At 56.2% G+C, this 13,794-nt stretch carries 12 protein-coding genes; 4 read left to right on the top strand and 8 right to left on the bottom strand.

The genetic code is table 11. The annotated features are described in order from the left end of the window. Positions 1-26 precede the first annotated feature (26 nt). Positions 27-1,961, bottom strand: coding sequence for a PQQ-dependent sugar dehydrogenase (locus ACJSDX_RS13030; RefSeq protein ID WP_407995061.1), 1,935 nt, complete (start codon positions 1,959-1,961; stop codon positions 27-29). Positions 1,962-2,179: 218 nt separating this feature from the next. Between ACJSDX_RS13030 and ACJSDX_RS13025 the strand changes: the two genes are divergently transcribed. Beyond that, on the top strand, positions 2,180-2,608 hold the full coding sequence (locus ACJSDX_RS13025) for a hypothetical protein (RefSeq protein ID WP_309564445.1): 429 nt from the start codon (positions 2,180-2,182) through the stop codon (positions 2,606-2,608). A gap of 53 nt (positions 2,609-2,661) precedes the next feature. On the opposite strand, the gene ACJSDX_RS13020 is transcribed toward ACJSDX_RS13025, so the two are convergent. From ACJSDX_RS13020 to ACJSDX_RS13010, 3 genes are all read right to left on the bottom strand, one after another. Next, positions 2,662-3,006 (bottom strand): hypothetical protein, encoded by a 345-nt coding sequence (locus ACJSDX_RS13020; protein WP_407995060.1) that lies wholly within the window; start codon positions 3,004-3,006, stop codon positions 2,662-2,664. 59 nt (positions 3,007-3,065) lie between these two features. Further along, positions 3,066-3,425: a hypothetical protein gene (locus ACJSDX_RS13015; protein WP_407995059.1), complete on the bottom strand. Its 360-nt coding sequence runs from the start codon at positions 3,423-3,425 to the stop codon at positions 3,066-3,068. Positions 3,426-3,716: 291 nt separating this feature from the next. After that, positions 3,717-4,607 (bottom strand): hypothetical protein, encoded by an 891-nt coding sequence (locus tag ACJSDX_RS13010; RefSeq protein WP_407995058.1) that lies wholly within the window; start codon positions 4,605-4,607, stop codon positions 3,717-3,719. Between the two features lie 253 nt (positions 4,608-4,860). Between ACJSDX_RS13010 and ACJSDX_RS13005 the strand changes: the two genes are divergently transcribed. Beyond that, complete coding sequence (locus ACJSDX_RS13005) at positions 4,861-5,520, top strand: response regulator (protein ID WP_407995057.1); 660 nt, start codon at positions 4,861-4,863, stop codon at positions 5,518-5,520. Between the two features lie 63 nt (positions 5,521-5,583). Here ACJSDX_RS13005 and ACJSDX_RS13000 read toward each other — a convergent pair whose 3' ends face one another. From ACJSDX_RS13000 to ACJSDX_RS12990, 3 genes are all read right to left on the bottom strand, one after another. Next, positions 5,584-6,756 (bottom strand): PQQ-dependent sugar dehydrogenase, encoded by a 1,173-nt coding sequence (locus ACJSDX_RS13000; protein WP_407995056.1) that lies wholly within the window; start codon positions 6,754-6,756, stop codon positions 5,584-5,586. A gap of 190 nt (positions 6,757-6,946) precedes the next feature. Then, complete coding sequence (locus ACJSDX_RS12995; RefSeq protein ID WP_407995055.1) at positions 6,947-8,800, bottom strand: 7TM diverse intracellular signaling domain-containing protein; 1,854 nt, start codon at positions 8,798-8,800, stop codon at positions 6,947-6,949. 34 nt (positions 8,801-8,834) lie between these two features. Further along, positions 8,835-11,411: a bifunctional diguanylate cyclase/phosphodiesterase gene (locus tag ACJSDX_RS12990; protein ID WP_407995054.1), complete on the bottom strand. Its 2,577-nt coding sequence runs from the start codon at positions 11,409-11,411 to the stop codon at positions 8,835-8,837. 213 nt (positions 11,412-11,624) lie between these two features. Between ACJSDX_RS12990 and ACJSDX_RS12985 the strand changes: the two genes are divergently transcribed. Next, positions 11,625-11,822: a hypothetical protein gene (locus ACJSDX_RS12985; RefSeq protein WP_407995053.1), complete on the top strand. Its 198-nt coding sequence runs from the start codon at positions 11,625-11,627 to the stop codon at positions 11,820-11,822. Between the two features lie 6 nt (positions 11,823-11,828). Here ACJSDX_RS12985 and ACJSDX_RS12980 read toward each other — a convergent pair whose 3' ends face one another. Continuing rightward, the gene (locus tag ACJSDX_RS12980) at positions 11,829-12,899 is read right to left on the bottom strand and encodes a DUF481 domain-containing protein (RefSeq protein WP_407995052.1); all 1,071 of its coding nucleotides are present in this window, start codon (positions 12,897-12,899) and stop codon (positions 11,829-11,831) included. A 399-nt stretch (positions 12,900-13,298) separates the two neighbouring features. Between ACJSDX_RS12980 and ACJSDX_RS12975 the strand changes: the two genes are divergently transcribed. After that, entirely contained in the window at positions 13,299-13,718 is a 420-nt protein-coding gene (locus tag ACJSDX_RS12975; protein WP_407995051.1) for a hypothetical protein, read from the top strand. Positions 13,719-13,794 lie beyond the last annotated feature (76 nt).

Raw genomic sequence — 13,794 nt, 5'->3', positions numbered from 1 at the left:
CTTCTTTATTGATGGAAACCACTCGATTACTTGATAGGCAAAGGCACCAACTCGCCGCCCTTCATGTCAGGAATCAAGAGGAAGCGCCCATCGGCAGATACTGCGATGTCTGCAGCGGATTGGTGGCCCTCGCTGATCAACTGCGGCGTGGCGCGCGGTTCGGTCAATTGCCAGACCTTGCCGCCGGCCCAGTCGCTGACGTAGAGCAAACCGTCCGTATCCCGCACCAGGCCGTCAGCGCCGCCAAAGCCCTGGTTGAGCAGCGTGACGCTCGCCTTCTTGCTGGCGAAATTCACCTGGAACAGTTTGCCGCTGCCGAAATCGGCCACCAGCAGCTTGCCGGGACCGTCGAGCAGCAGCCCGTTCGGGCGCTTGATGCCGGACTTGTCGTTGATCAACTGGGCGATCTTGCCTTCGGGAGATATCTGGTAGATCGCGCCGTGCTTGCCATTGTCATCGCCGCTGTCCGAAACATAGACGTTGCCCAGGCCGTCGATCTCGATGTCGTTGAGGAACACCGGTTTTTCCTGGAAGTCCCCCGGCTTGGCAATCACGGTCTTGCTACCGTCCAGCCCGACCCTCACCACCTGGTCCACGTCCGCGACATAAAGCTGGTTGTTGAAGAGGTCGAGACCCTTGGGGTCATTCAAGCCGTCGGCCAGGGTCTGGCGACTGCCGTCCTTGTTGATCACGGTGATCTTGCCGTCGCCGTTCTTGCCGAATTCGCCGATCTCGCTGACGAAGATGCGGCCGTCCGGATGTGCAATGGCGGACTCCGGCATTTTCAGGCCGGTGACTTTTGCCTGGTGGCCACTCTTGCCGCGGGCAGGCGCCGCCGCGGCGGATTCGCCGTAGCTGACACGGTAGATGACGCCGCTATAGTCGTCGGACACCAGCAAGGAGCCGTCGTTGAGTTGCAACACGTCGACAGGGCGGCCCCACGCCTCGCCGTCATTGAGCCAGCCGTCGATGAAGACTTCGTTCGATTTCACCTTGTGGTTTTCGTCGAACACCACGCGCATCAACTGGTAGCCGACAGGCTTGCTGCGGTTCCACGAACCGTGCTGGGCGACGATGGCGTTGCCCTGGTATGCGCTCGGGAACTGCTTGCCGGTGTAGAACTTGAAGCCCAGGTTCGCACTATGCGCCTGGAAGCCGAGCACGGGCGGCGTCACGGCTTGTGGCGGCTTCTTGTTCTGCCAATCCTTGGGGCGCGCATCTTGGCCGCCGACGTAAGGGAAGCCGAAATGCAGTCCGGCCTGCGGTGCGGCGTTGAACTCGTCAGGCGGGATATCGTCGCCCATCATGTCCATGCCGTTGTCGGTGAAGTGCAATACATTGGTGCCCGGCTGGAAATCCAGGCCGACGGAGTTGCGCACGCCCTTGGCGAACACCTCGGTATTCTTGCCGTCTGGGTCCATGCGGATGATGGAGGCCTCAATGCCTTGCGGGTCGCACACGTTGCACGGCGCGCCAATCGTCACATAGAGCTTCTTGTCCGGGCCAAACGCGATGTAGCGCCAGCCGTGGTGTGCCTTGTCCGGCAGTTGGTCGTAGATCACTTCGCGCATCTGCTTGAACGGCAGGTTGAGGTCGAAATCGGGCGCGGCATAACGCGTGATGCGGTGCTGCTCAGCCACGTACAGGTGCCCGTCCCACATGGCGACGCCATTGCCCACCTTCAGGTCGTCGAGAATGGTGATCACCTCGTCGGCCTTGTGGTCCTTGTTCTTGTCGACCACGGCGTAGACCTTGTTGCCCCGGGTGCCGACGTAGACGGTGCCGGAAGTCCCCAATGCCATTTGCCGTGCGCCAGGCACTTCGGCATAGACTTCCACCTTGAACCCTTCCGGCACCTTGAGACGGCCCAGGTTCGCTTCCACGTCCGCCAGATCGGCGTTGGCGGCCCCCGCCCAACCCATGGCTAATATCAGGCCGAGCACTTTGCTTGTTGTTTTCATTACGTGTTGGCTCCTTATTAAATAATCATAAACAGTATGACAAAAGCCCAGATTTCGATATATAAAAATATCCCAATTACACAATTCCATATTCAGGAACAATGGACCCTGTTAGGAAAATTCCTACATCAGTTTAAGAAAACTCAGTCTTACATCATTTAATCAATTCTTAATATGATGTCCCTAGAATAGATTTCATTGTATTGAGGACTAGAACCATGTGCAGAGGCATCAAATTAACCGACCATTCCGGTGTCGAGAAACGGATCGAGTTCCCCCATCCCAAGGCGGCGTTGCCGATCCAGAGCGCTGAAGGCCATATCAAGTGGCTGCGCTGGGGCAACGACCTCGAGGAAAAAGAAGGCGGCTTCTTCATTGGCGGCTGGGCTCGCCAAACATCTCTGGAACAAGGCAAATGGGACAAGCTCAAGCCGGAACCTGTAGATCTGCTTGCCGAGGAATTCTTGAGCCGAGACCCGGAACGCAACGCGCACTGGATCGACATCCCGCCAGGCCATGCCATCAAGGGCGTTATTGCCACCCACCACGACGAGCGCCGGATTTATGTCATCACCACCGAGCCTCCCGAGGAATATGCCTGGATGGATGACCGCTGGCCGCTGATTGCGCCTTCGGCCAGCAATTAAAACAAACAAAGAAACCTGCGATTGCAGGCTTCTTTGTTATTTCTTGCCGTGAATCAATGCCTGCTTGGCAGGTTGCAGTATTGGGCGATGTCCTCGTCCAATTCGCTGAACCGCGACTCTTCGCCTTCATGCACCTCGACGACAAATTTGCGTGCTTCGCCGTAATCACCGTTTTCAATCTTCACGCGATACTCTCCGCAGACAACGCTGGTATCGCCGTGACGGACTTCCTCCAAATTCTCCAGTTTGGCAGTTTCAGGATTCTCAATATGCTTCAATGCGGTCGCCTTGGCGGTATCCACAGCCTTGCCATCGAGCATGCGTATTTGGGTAAAAGCTACCCACACCAATATCAATGCGATGATGGCAGCAAACAGTTTGGACTTGGATAATCTCATTTCTTCTCCTTTTTATCATGCAAAACGGGCGGCACGCGAGCCGTCATGACCGAAGGCCGTTACATCTTGACGGTGCTTTTATTGAATGCGCCGGACTTCTGGTGACAAATCCCCTTGTCAACCAGCACAGGCCGTTGATAACGCTCGAAGCCGCGCGGCTTGCCAAGGGCTTGCTTATCCTGCAAGGCGTTCTGCTGAGAGGACAGCGACCGGTCGCTGACGCTCAGCATCGCTCCCTTGTTCATTTGTACCGGCACGGCATGCTGCAGTTCGCTACTGCACATTTCGGCTGCCGGTGCGGCATTGCCTGCGAGGCTGGTCATTGCTAAAAAGGATGACAGAACGAGCACTCGAAAGGTTGTCTTCATCTTATTCTCCTTAACAGTCATGCTGGTGATGATGTTCGATAATGGATCCATGCAAATTATTTGGCATACCGATGAAACTTAACTTGCATTGATGTTGCCCAATTGACTATGGCTCCATCATAGCCAAGCCAGTTGCGCCTCCCCATAGGACGGCGATGATAGTTTTTGTCAGAAGGCGCTGACATCGCGATCCCAAAACACAAACGAAAAAGCCCCGCTTAGCGGGGCTTTCTCTTGCTTGTCACCGGCGTTTAGAACAACAGCCAGATCAACACCAGGACCGTAATAGGGACACCCAGCAACCATGCGATGATATAAGGCATATATCTCTCCTTTGGCTAATTAATATGTATTTCTGGCGGCGGCATGCACCAGGTTGCGCGCAGTGACGGAACCCGCCACCACAGCGGCGACAAGGCTGAGCAGGAACCCTAGGGTAGCCCACAACGCGAACTTGGCGGCTGCTTCAGCTGCCTGGTCGGCTGCTTCCTTGGCTTTTTCCTTGCCGGCGGCATAGGCGTCCTCAAGCTTTTTCACTTCCTCGTCGGCCTGCTCCTTGGAAACGCCTGTCGCATCCGCCAGTGTGGAAACAACGCGGTCACGATCGATGGCTCGGCTCGCTTCATCAGGATTAGTCAGGTAGCGGCTCAAGGCGTGCCAGTAAGCACCGCCACCACCACGATGGCCCTTGCCCTGGTTTTCCTCGGTCACCTGCTGATCCACGCTGTTCTTGGCATTACGGAAGAATTCTTCCACTTCCTGCCTCAGTTCGCCGCCGGGCCCATTGGTCGCAAGCAAGGTGCCGCCGGCGACGGCGCCGCTGCCAGCTACGCCGAGCGCGCCTGCGGTGGTCTTGAATGCGCCGCCAGCGAGGTTGGTGAATACGCAAGCGCCCGCGATTGTGGCCAATGCCCAGATGACGATGCCCAGCAATGCGCCGCGGCAACGCGTGATTTCACCGGAGGACAAGACGGCAACAATGGTTCCCGCTGTCAGCGAGAATATCCATGACACGATCCACCACAATGCCGCTCCAATGCCAAATGCCTCGGCTGTAGGCGTGCTGCCTGGATCGGTCGGCTCTACAAAACTGAAGCCCACGCCTGTGCCCAACAGGCTCAAGATCAGCTGTATCGCCACCGCCACGGCCAACCCGGCCAGGATTGCCCGCCATGAAATGGGTAAGACCAGCCAGTCATCCCTCCTTGCTGCTTCGCTATGCAACGTTGCCATATTTGCCTCCTAAACATATTTGAGTGGTTGTTTTATTTCTAGCCTCGAATGCGGCTGAGAAGCAGATTAGGAGAAGCAGAGCAGCAACGTCATCGGTAAACTGCTCGAATAGTTGTCAGAACGATCCTACGCGGACAAGCGGACAAACAAACTTCATTTTTTCCTACAAAGAAGCGCTATATTGTCCTACATCGCAGACACCGCGTTCTGGGTAGCATATGGAATCTCTTCATTGCCCTATGCTTAGCGCGCCATGAAAAAAATCGCATTGGTCAGCCAGGACAGCCTGGTCAATTACTCCCTTACCCACCTGCTTTCCCAACACAAGGAATTGCAGATCAAGCACGTGTTGGCAAGCATCGATGAGGAAAAGATCAGGAAACTGCGGGTCAAGCGCCAGCTTGACCTGGTCATCGTCTGCGTGTCGTCCTGCAAGCGGGACGGTCTGGAACTGCTGTCGCACTTGCGCGGCATTGCGCCCCATATTCCTGTGCTGTTGCTCAGCAATACCGAAGACGAGCATTTCCTGCTCAATTTCATCCGTTGCGGTTGCAAGGGGTACCTGGACAAATACGCGAGCGAAGAGGACCTAGTCCATGCCATTGAAGTGGTGTGCGGAGGAAAATATTACCTACCGGAAAAGCTCAGGCTGGCACTGCAGGCAGAGCAAGCCCCGCTGCCGCATGAGCAGCTTTCCAAGCGCGAATTCCAGGTGTTCTTGAAATTCATCCAACGCAAGACGATTGCGACCGTCGCCCGCGAATTGAATGTGACGGCAGGCGCCGTCAGCGTGTTCCGCAGCAGAGTGCTGAAGAAGCTCAACTTCAAGAGCAATGCCGACTTCATCTTCTACGCATTGCAACACCATTTGCTGACACTGCCTGACATACAGCCGCAGCATTCGCCTGGGTGATATGAAGCCTATTGATATGAACCTTATACAGTCAGGCTGCATAACAGCCTGACTGCCAATAACCTATTTTTCCATCCAGAGGAACTGGTCGTTATCGGTTTTGATGAAGAAATGACCGTGCTTGTCTATCTTCAATGCGCGGATGCGGTATTCGTTCAATACCGGTTCGGCATATATCAGGCGCTCGCCTTCCTTGCGCATGTATAGCAGGGAATTGGCAGCCATCCCCGCGACGAAGAAGCCGCCTTCCCAATACTCGTTCTTGCCGGTCTTGGGATATTTGGCGATCGCGCCCACGCCTATGGAGGGATTGAAGACGAAGGCTGGCTTCTCGAACTTCTCGTGCGAGTTGTACTTGTTGCCGTAGTAGTTGCCCATGCCCTCGCGCTCGTACAAGGTGCCGTAGCTCACCACCGGCCAGCCGTAGTTGCGGCCATGCTTGATGAGGTTGATTTCGTCCCCGCCCCTCGGGCCGTGCTCGGTTTCCCATAACTCGTTGCTTTCACGGTCGAAATACAAGCCGCCGGAAGGCGAGCGCAAGCCCGAGGCATAGATCTCGGCGCTGGCATCTCGCAGGTTGATCTTGATCATCTTGCCGAGCGCGGTGGTTGGATCCTGCACCCCGTCGGGCTTGGAAAAATCCCCCACGCTCAGGAACATGGTGTCGTCATCCGCGCCCAATACCAGCTTGCCGCCCACTTGGTGGCCGAGGAAAGGCTCCTTGATCGCCGGGTAGGTGACGAAGATGTCCTTACGGAAAGTCAGCTCGGCATTATCCTGATCAAGCTCGAAGGCGGATACCGCCAGCCTGGCGCCGTTCGCCTCGTGGTCCCAGGTGGTATAGGCCACATAGAGGGTATTGCCGACCAGCAATGAATCCTTGACCCCGGCTAGCTCCTTGCAATACACCAGGTTGTCATAATCATCGCCCTTGCTTTCCTCGCGCTCTTCCAGCCCGGGCTTGGTCAATGCGTCGGCATTCTTGGTTATCTCGATCTCGTTGGATTCGTTGATCTTGGTGAAATAGACCTCGCCACACTTGGTAATGAAGAGGAATTGCTTGTTGCCCAGCATTTCGAAGGGGCCGGTGGGATATTGATCGCTGAACGGCAGTTCGCGGACTTCGAGTTCTTCCGTGCCGAAGATCGAGGATATTTTTGCCTGGCGAGGCTCAGGTACTATTTCATCCACGTCGACACTGGCAAAATAGCCTTGGCCGAAAGGCCACCATTGCATGTGATACTGGCCGGCTCCGGCAAAAAATAAAGCAATGCCAACAATCAGGAATAACAGGGAAAGAAAAAACTTTTTGTACTTTTTAATAATATGCATACGCTGCCTTATTAATGTTGATTTGTATAGGAAGTTTCTGCAGCAGAACTCCCATTCAAAATGACAAGCGCATTGCTCAAAAGTTGCTGAGCCATTAGTTCATGCTGTCATATTCTGCTTCGGCAGCCACATGCCAACGGTTGCGCCCCGCCAGTTTTGCCTTATACATCGCCTTGTCGGCCTGCCTCAACAAGACATCATCCGTCATCTGCCGCCCGGAACTCAATGCGATACCGATACTGGCAGAAATGTGCAAACCGCCCTCCACCGGGCGCGCCAACTCCACCACCAGTTTTTCCGCAATCCGTATGGCATCTTCGGCCCCATGGATATCCTCCAGCACCACGACGAACTCGTCGCCTCCCAGCCGGGCGGTCACATCGCTCACCCGCGTCACCTTGCGCAGACGCGCAGCCACGACTTGCAGCACCAGGTCGCCGGCGGCATGCCCGTAAGTGTCATTGATTTCTTTGAATCCGTCCAAATCGATCAACAGCACGGCCACGACGCTATTGTCCCGCTCTGCCCGGGCGAGCGCGCGCTTGAGGCTGTCGTTCATGAGGGTCCGGTTTGCCAGCCCGGTCAGGGCGTCGTGCAATGCCATATAGCGCAGTTCGCGCTCCTTGTGGCGCAGCTGGGTGTTGACTGCCTCGATCTCCTTGGTGCGCAAGGCGACCCGCTCTTCCAAGTCGTGCTCCGTCTTGATCAGGGCATCCACCAGCTCCTGTTTGGCATTCAGGGTGTCGCGCTGGGCCTGTTCCTTTTCCTTGCGCATGATGGTGATGCGGTCGGCCAGGGCGAAAGACAGCATGAGCATCTCGATGGCAGAACCGATCTGCATGGAATAAATGGTGAAGGCATTGGTCGGCACCCAGCCCAGATTGCGCAGCCCGAGGATCACGACCCCGGCCAGTACAGCGCCCCATGCCAACAGGAAATAGAACGCGCCTGGGTTTTTGCGCATATAGGAAACGACCGCCACCGAGGTGACGAACAATGCAAAAACGACGCCCGACAATGACACCAGCAGCGCCGAAAACCGGTATGACAATGCCAGCGGGGATAGCATGATCAAGGCAAACAATCCGGCAAATGCAAGCATCAGCCGGTCCAACCTAGGAAAGTTGCCGCGCGTATTCAAGAATATCCGGCTGAAAAACACGCCGAAGAAACCAGTCGCCGCCATGCCGCACGGCAGGGCGACATTGCCCCACTCGGGCCAGGCAGGCCAGAGGAACTGGTTCCCCAGGCCGTTCAACGACGCCTGTGCCACCACCATGCTGCCGACGAAAGCCACGTAAAACAGGAATACGGTTTCGCGCGTAGAGAGGTAGATCAGGAAATTGTAGAAAAACAGGGCAAGCAGGGCGCCGTAATACAAGCTCAACAAAGAATAGGCATACTGGTCATGCTCATGCATCGCCTTGACCTGCCAGAGGTTGAGCGGCACTGTCAACGTCCCCTGCGAAACGACCTTGATGTAAATGGCATGCTCCCCCGCCGGCAGCTTGAGCGGGAAGACCAGGTTTCGGTGCGGGTAGGGCCGCTGGTTGAAAGGATAAATATCGCCAGCCACCTGCCGCTGATAGATGCCATCACTGTCCGGACTATACACCTCGACATGGTCCAGGGAGGCAAAAGCAACTTCCAGCAAGCGGTGCTGGACGCTATCGGCCGCCACGGATACCGGCAGCGCAAACCAAAACGCGGAACGGGAATACCCCAGGTTGACGTTGCCGCGCTCATTCAGCGCAGGCTTCCATGCGCCGCCCTGCTCCAAAGCCGGCAAGTCTTTCAACGCAAGCTGATGGCCCGGATCCTCCAGGTATTGCAGGAACGGGCCGGCGTGCGCCAACGCATGGCTGGCATCGAGGCGCAACGCGGCAGGTTGCGCCCAGGCCCAGGCATGGCAGATCAGCAGCAGAATCAATATGACTAGCCTACGCAACCACTCCCCTTCTCCGCGTTATGATGTTATTGCATCATGACGACAATATCTCCTGCTGATGGCGGGAAACAAACTCCATAATGTTGTTTGCCGGCAGGGGCTTGCTGAAATAATATCCCTGGGCGCTATCACAGCCCTGGGCGCGCAAATATTCCAATTGTGCTTCAGTTTCGACGCCCTCCGCCACCAGGCCTAACCCCAGAATGCGTGCAAGCGCGATGGTGGCGGCGCAAATAGCCGCGTCATTCGGGTCGGTCTCGATATCCTTGACGAAGGAGCGGTCTATCTTCAGACGCGTCAAGGGCAACAGCTTGAGATAACTCAGGGAGGAATATCCCGTACCAAAGTCATCGATCGCCAACGCGACCCCCTTGTTCTTCAGTTTCTTCATGCGCGGAATGGTCTGCTCGGGATCATCCATGGCCGCGCTTTCGGTGATCTCGAGCTCAAGCATCCCCGGCTTGATATTATGCGCCGAAATCAAGCTGTCAATCAGGGTAAACAGATGCCTGGATTTTAATTGACGCGCGGAAATATTGACAGAAATACACACCTCCTCCAAGCCTTGCTGGCTCCATTGGCTGATTTGCCGGCATGCCTCGCGCAACACCCACTCGCCCAGCGGAATCACCAGGTTGCATTCCTCCGCAATCCTGATGAACTTGTCCGGGTACACCATGCCCCACTCCGGATGATTCCACCGTACGAGCGCTTCCATGCCGATGATGCGCCCGGTGGCGATCTCCACCTGCGGTTGGTAGTGCAGCTCGAACTCGTCCCGCAGCAATGCCTGGCGCAAATGGTTCTCCATATGCATGCGCTCATTGATTTCCTCGCGCATCTTTTCGGTGAAGAACTTGAAATTGTTTTTGCCGGAGGACTTGGCCTCATACATCGCGGTATCGACATTCTTGAGCAGGCTATGGGCGTCGCTGCCGTCGCGCGGGGAAATCCCGATGCCGATGCTGGAAGACGAATGCAGCTCATAGCCTTCGATCAGATAAGGCTGCGCCAGACGCTGCAACACCTGCTCCGCCACGCGGCCCACCATCTGCGGCGCCTGCTGGCTGCCGAGTACGATCACGAACTCGTCCCCGCCAAGCCGGGCCACCAGCCCTTGGTCGGCAACACAGGAAACCAGGCGCCTCGCCACTTCCACCAATAGCTGGTCCCCGACATGGTGCCCCAGGGTATCATTGATAATCTTGAAATTATCAAGATCGAGGATCATCACGCCGATGGGCTGCGCGTTTGCCAGCCGCTCCTCCAGCCCGTTATAGAGGCTCATGCGGTTCGGCAGGCCGGTGAGCGTGTCGGTATGCGCCAGGTCATGGATCCTGGCCTCGTTGGCCTTGCGTTCGCTGATATCGCTGAAAGTGTTGATGTAGCACTCGGCCCTGCCGTCTTGGCCGGTGACCGTGGTAATGGTCAGCGCGACGGGGAAAACGTGCCCCTGTTTATGCCGCATCAAGGTCTCGCCCTGCCAGACGCCTTTCTCGCTGACGGAAAAATAAGCCTGCTGCCTGTTTTCCGCCATCATCTGCTCGGCCGCAAGGAAACTGACCGGCATGCCCAATAACTCCTGTGCCGAATATCCCGTCAATTCGGTGACTGCAGGATTGATGCCGATCACTTCATCGCCGGGGCTTGCAATCAGCATGCCTTCGCTCGAAGAGGTAAATACGCTGGTGGCCAGGCGCGTCCTGGCGTCACGCTGGCGCAATTGCTGGATGGTGCGCAGCCAGACATAGGCGAGCGTCGCCAAGGCCAGGGCCAGCGATACGCCAATCCAGAAAATCCAGTCGTCCGGCTGCGCCAGGTGCCCCCAGCCCTTGGTCGGCATGCTGGCAAGCTGCCAATAAACATGTCCGTCCAGGGTAATGTCCAGTAACACCGGGTTATGGCTGAACAAGGCGCTGTCCCCGCTGATCATTTCAGCATGGCCGCGGTCATCCATGCGCCGCAGGGCATAACTCAGGACCGCGCCATGCACCTGCAAACCCGCAGCCTGCAACAGGCTGTCAATATCCAACGCGACCGAAGCCGCTCCCCAATAAGACTCCTTACCAGCCTGATCAAACACGAACAGCGGCAAGCGGTGCACCAGGCCGCGCCCGCCCTGCACCAGGTCAATCGGCCCAACCAATTCGGGATGTCGCGATTCCTCCAGAGAGGCCTCCTGGCCGGTAGCCTGGGCCTGGTAGCGCAACCCGAGCAGCTTTTCATTCCCTGCCAGGGGATATACGTAGCGCACCACATTGCCCGGCGCCATCGTGATGGTCTTGAGGTGGCGCCCGTAATGCACCAGGCTGGCCACGACGCGGTTGAAACTGTCGGCATTGAAATTGGGATTGGCTGCAACATAGGTGGTCAAGCCCAGCCCGAGATGGATGGAGCTGTTCAACTCTCCCTCGATACGCGCACGCACGCCTGCTGCCAGCGTCGTCACGTAATGGCGCTCTTCCTTGATCTTGGCTTGACGGTCAATCTCGTGGATATAGAAAGCGAGGCCAAGCAGGGAAATACCGATCAGGACTGCCACGATCAAGGGGGAGTAAAACCTCCATCCTCCTGATGCAATGCTGAATTGGCCGCCCTGGTCAGAAAACATGTTTTTTTAGGTTCTTCGATTTTGAAAATGATGCGCTAATTGTAGCTTGGGTTGCCGGCCCATCGACCGGCAAAAGAGAATGGGAAGCCGCCCCTTAATCAATTAACGGCTGGATCCAGGAAAGATTGAATTTTTTAGGCCGCCTGGGCCGGTAGTGGATGGTGTGATTCGTGCTTGCAATACCGTACATGATTCAGCACGGAGGACACGGCGATGCTCCTGATCCTGCTTGTCGCCCTGATTGTACTATCGCCCCTGGCAATGACGAATGCGTTTTCACATATCCTGCTGGTCAGCATTTACGCAGGGCTCGCCCACCTAGCAAGTTTTATTGCGATCGCCGCCCTGCTGCGCCATGTCATGCGCCGGCAACAGCTTGCCAACTGGCGCGCAAGGCGGCTGCGCTCGTGATGTCAGTTACTGCCAGACATACCCAAGGTTGAAGATCAGCGCACTATCCGTGCTCTTGCGTCCTTCAGCCGGCTGTCCGGCCCAATCCAGGTTGTACTGGATCGAGGCATTGAAGTTGTTGATGATGGGGAAGCGCAAGCCGGTCTTGGTGAAAGCCAGCGCATTGCTTGCGCTGTCCAGGCCCAGCAGGACTTCGTGCTCATGGAAGAACTGGGTGCTGCCGCCGAAGACGCGCTGATCGTACTTCAACGCCCAACGTGCGCCCGGGTAGCTCTCATTCTCGGCCTCGTAATAATTGACCGTCACATAGTTCAAACCGCCTTCGACGAAGAGGTTGAGGTCAGGCCGTTCATATACCTGGTAACCGCTACCGACGCCGGTTGTCGTCCGCAGCTTGATGTCACGGAAGCGGTCGTTTTCCAGCGTGTTGTTGGCATAGACGTACCACTTATTGCTGATGAAGCGGTCCAGCTTGATGGAGGAGCGGTTGTTGAACTGCGTATTCTCGCCGTTGTTGGTCGCGCGGTTGACCACGGCGGCCACTGTCAGGCGGTGATTGAGCGTACGCGCGATCGATTCGCCGTCAAGACGGATCGTGGTGGTGTCGGTATTACCCTGCGTGACGGAACCGCCCAGGTTGATACGACCGCTCCAGTTGACCCCGACGCCCGACAATTCTGGCGTCGGGTTGATGTAGAGCAGGTCGGCCAGCGGAATCTCTTTCTCCTCGTACTGCTTCTTGCCGTCCTCCTCGTCATCCAGCTGCACCAGCTTGATCGTGGCCTTGCCGTTATCGTAGCTTTCCAGCGTCGTCTTCAGGTTGGAGCGGTCCGTCAGCGTGACGGCCAGCGGCTCATCGGTCTTGATGGTCTCGATCTCGGACCAGGTGACCTGGATGTCGCCCGCATACGAGGTATTGAACACTACCTTCTCATTGAATTTTCGCACCACTTTACCCGTGATCACGTCGCCATTCTTCAGGCGGATCTCATCTGCCCCGGCCGATAACGGCAATACTCCCAAGCCGACTATCACGGCACTGGCAACAGTGAAACCTTTCCACACAACACGATACAAAATTGATCCTTTCTGGTCCCATCCCTTACGGAACTCCAACCGGTAACTCGACATAGGGCGGTTCATTACAAACTCTCAGCTACGAGAGACTTGGTCACGCACGTCTACCCATGGGCTATCAATTGCAATACGGCTTTAGCTAATGCTGACTTACTGGTTCACAGGTTTGCCCTGGACCACTTCCCCGACAGACTCGCCTATCAACAAACCACAAGACGGCGGATGAAATGCATCTTGATTAAAGCTTGATATCCGTAATGGCTATCATTCTATTATCCAATAATCCATGAGATCAAACCTCTGGCAAAGAGTTCAGCTTCATTCGGCTCAGCCTTACGATCCCGGTATCGATTATGAGAAAATAGCCGTAGACAACATTGTATCCAAGGAAGAGTCCGCATGAACAAGCCCACTATCATCCTGCTCGCCGCCCTGTCGCTGCACGGCACCGCCGCATTGGCCGTATGCAAGGACTATGGCAACTTCAAGCCAGAAGAAGGCAGCCAGGTTGTCGGCGGCGTCGCGTTTGCGGACTACAAGGAAGACAAGATAGACGCCTACTTTTACGGCGAAATGTGCTGGACCGCCTCCGAAATCGCCGAGGAAGGCAACCGCCGTATTTTCTACAAGCTGATCGCCGGCCATGATGCCAACGGCCGCATTGCAGGCTACGTGCCGCTTGCAGAATCGGCGCCTGCCATGTTCACCTGCCCGCAAGGCAGCGTACAAGCCCCCTCCGATGGCTACTTCGACAAGGTAGAAGGCCCCAGGCCCGGCTTCCGCACCCTGGTTTGCAAAACCACGCAAACTGCGCCATAAGCCTGACATCTTCCCGCAGTATCATGCCCGGAACGACACAAACACAGGCATGAAGGCCTGCATAAAGCTATAATAA

The organism is Methylobacillus draconifructus (assembly GCF_045984355.1).
GTDB classification, from domain to species: domain Bacteria; phylum Pseudomonadota; class Gammaproteobacteria; order Burkholderiales; family Methylophilaceae; genus Methylobacillus; species Methylobacillus flagellatus_A.
The sequence above is the reverse complement of the archived record's forward strand: the minus strand, read 5'-3'. Positions and strand labels throughout refer to the sequence as shown.

What these genes read in the sequence shown, in the direction of transcription:
- ACJSDX_RS13015 (WP_407995059.1), bottom strand. Translation starts at nt 3,425, where the DNA reads ATGGATCCATTATCGAACATCATCACCAGCATGACTGTTAAGGAGAAT.
- ACJSDX_RS13030 (WP_407995061.1), bottom strand. Translation starts at nt 1,961, where the DNA reads ATGAAAACAACAAGCAAAGTGCTCGGCCTGATATTAGCCATGGGTTGG.
- ACJSDX_RS13005 (WP_407995057.1), top strand. Translation starts at nt 4,861, where the DNA reads ATGAAAAAAATCGCATTGGTCAGCCAGGACAGCCTGGTCAATTACTCC.
- ACJSDX_RS13010 (WP_407995058.1), bottom strand. Translation starts at nt 4,607, where the DNA reads ATGGCAACGTTGCATAGCGAAGCAGCAAGGAGGGATGACTGGCTGGTC.
- ACJSDX_RS13025 (WP_309564445.1), top strand. Translation starts at nt 2,180, where the DNA reads ATGTGCAGAGGCATCAAATTAACCGACCATTCCGGTGTCGAGAAACGG.
- ACJSDX_RS12975 (WP_407995051.1), top strand. Translation starts at nt 13,299, where the DNA reads ATGAACAAGCCCACTATCATCCTGCTCGCCGCCCTGTCGCTGCACGGC.
- ACJSDX_RS12985 (WP_407995053.1), top strand. Translation starts at nt 11,625, where the DNA reads ATGCTCCTGATCCTGCTTGTCGCCCTGATTGTACTATCGCCCCTGGCA.
- ACJSDX_RS13000 (WP_407995056.1), bottom strand. Translation starts at nt 6,756, where the DNA reads ATGCAATGGTGGCCTTTCGGCCAAGGCTATTTTGCCAGTGTCGACGTG.
- ACJSDX_RS13020 (WP_407995060.1), bottom strand. Translation starts at nt 3,006, where the DNA reads ATGAGATTATCCAAGTCCAAACTGTTTGCTGCCATCATCGCATTGATA.
- ACJSDX_RS12990 (WP_407995054.1), bottom strand. Translation starts at nt 11,411, where the DNA reads ATGTTTTCTGACCAGGGCGGCCAATTCAGCATTGCATCAGGAGGATGG.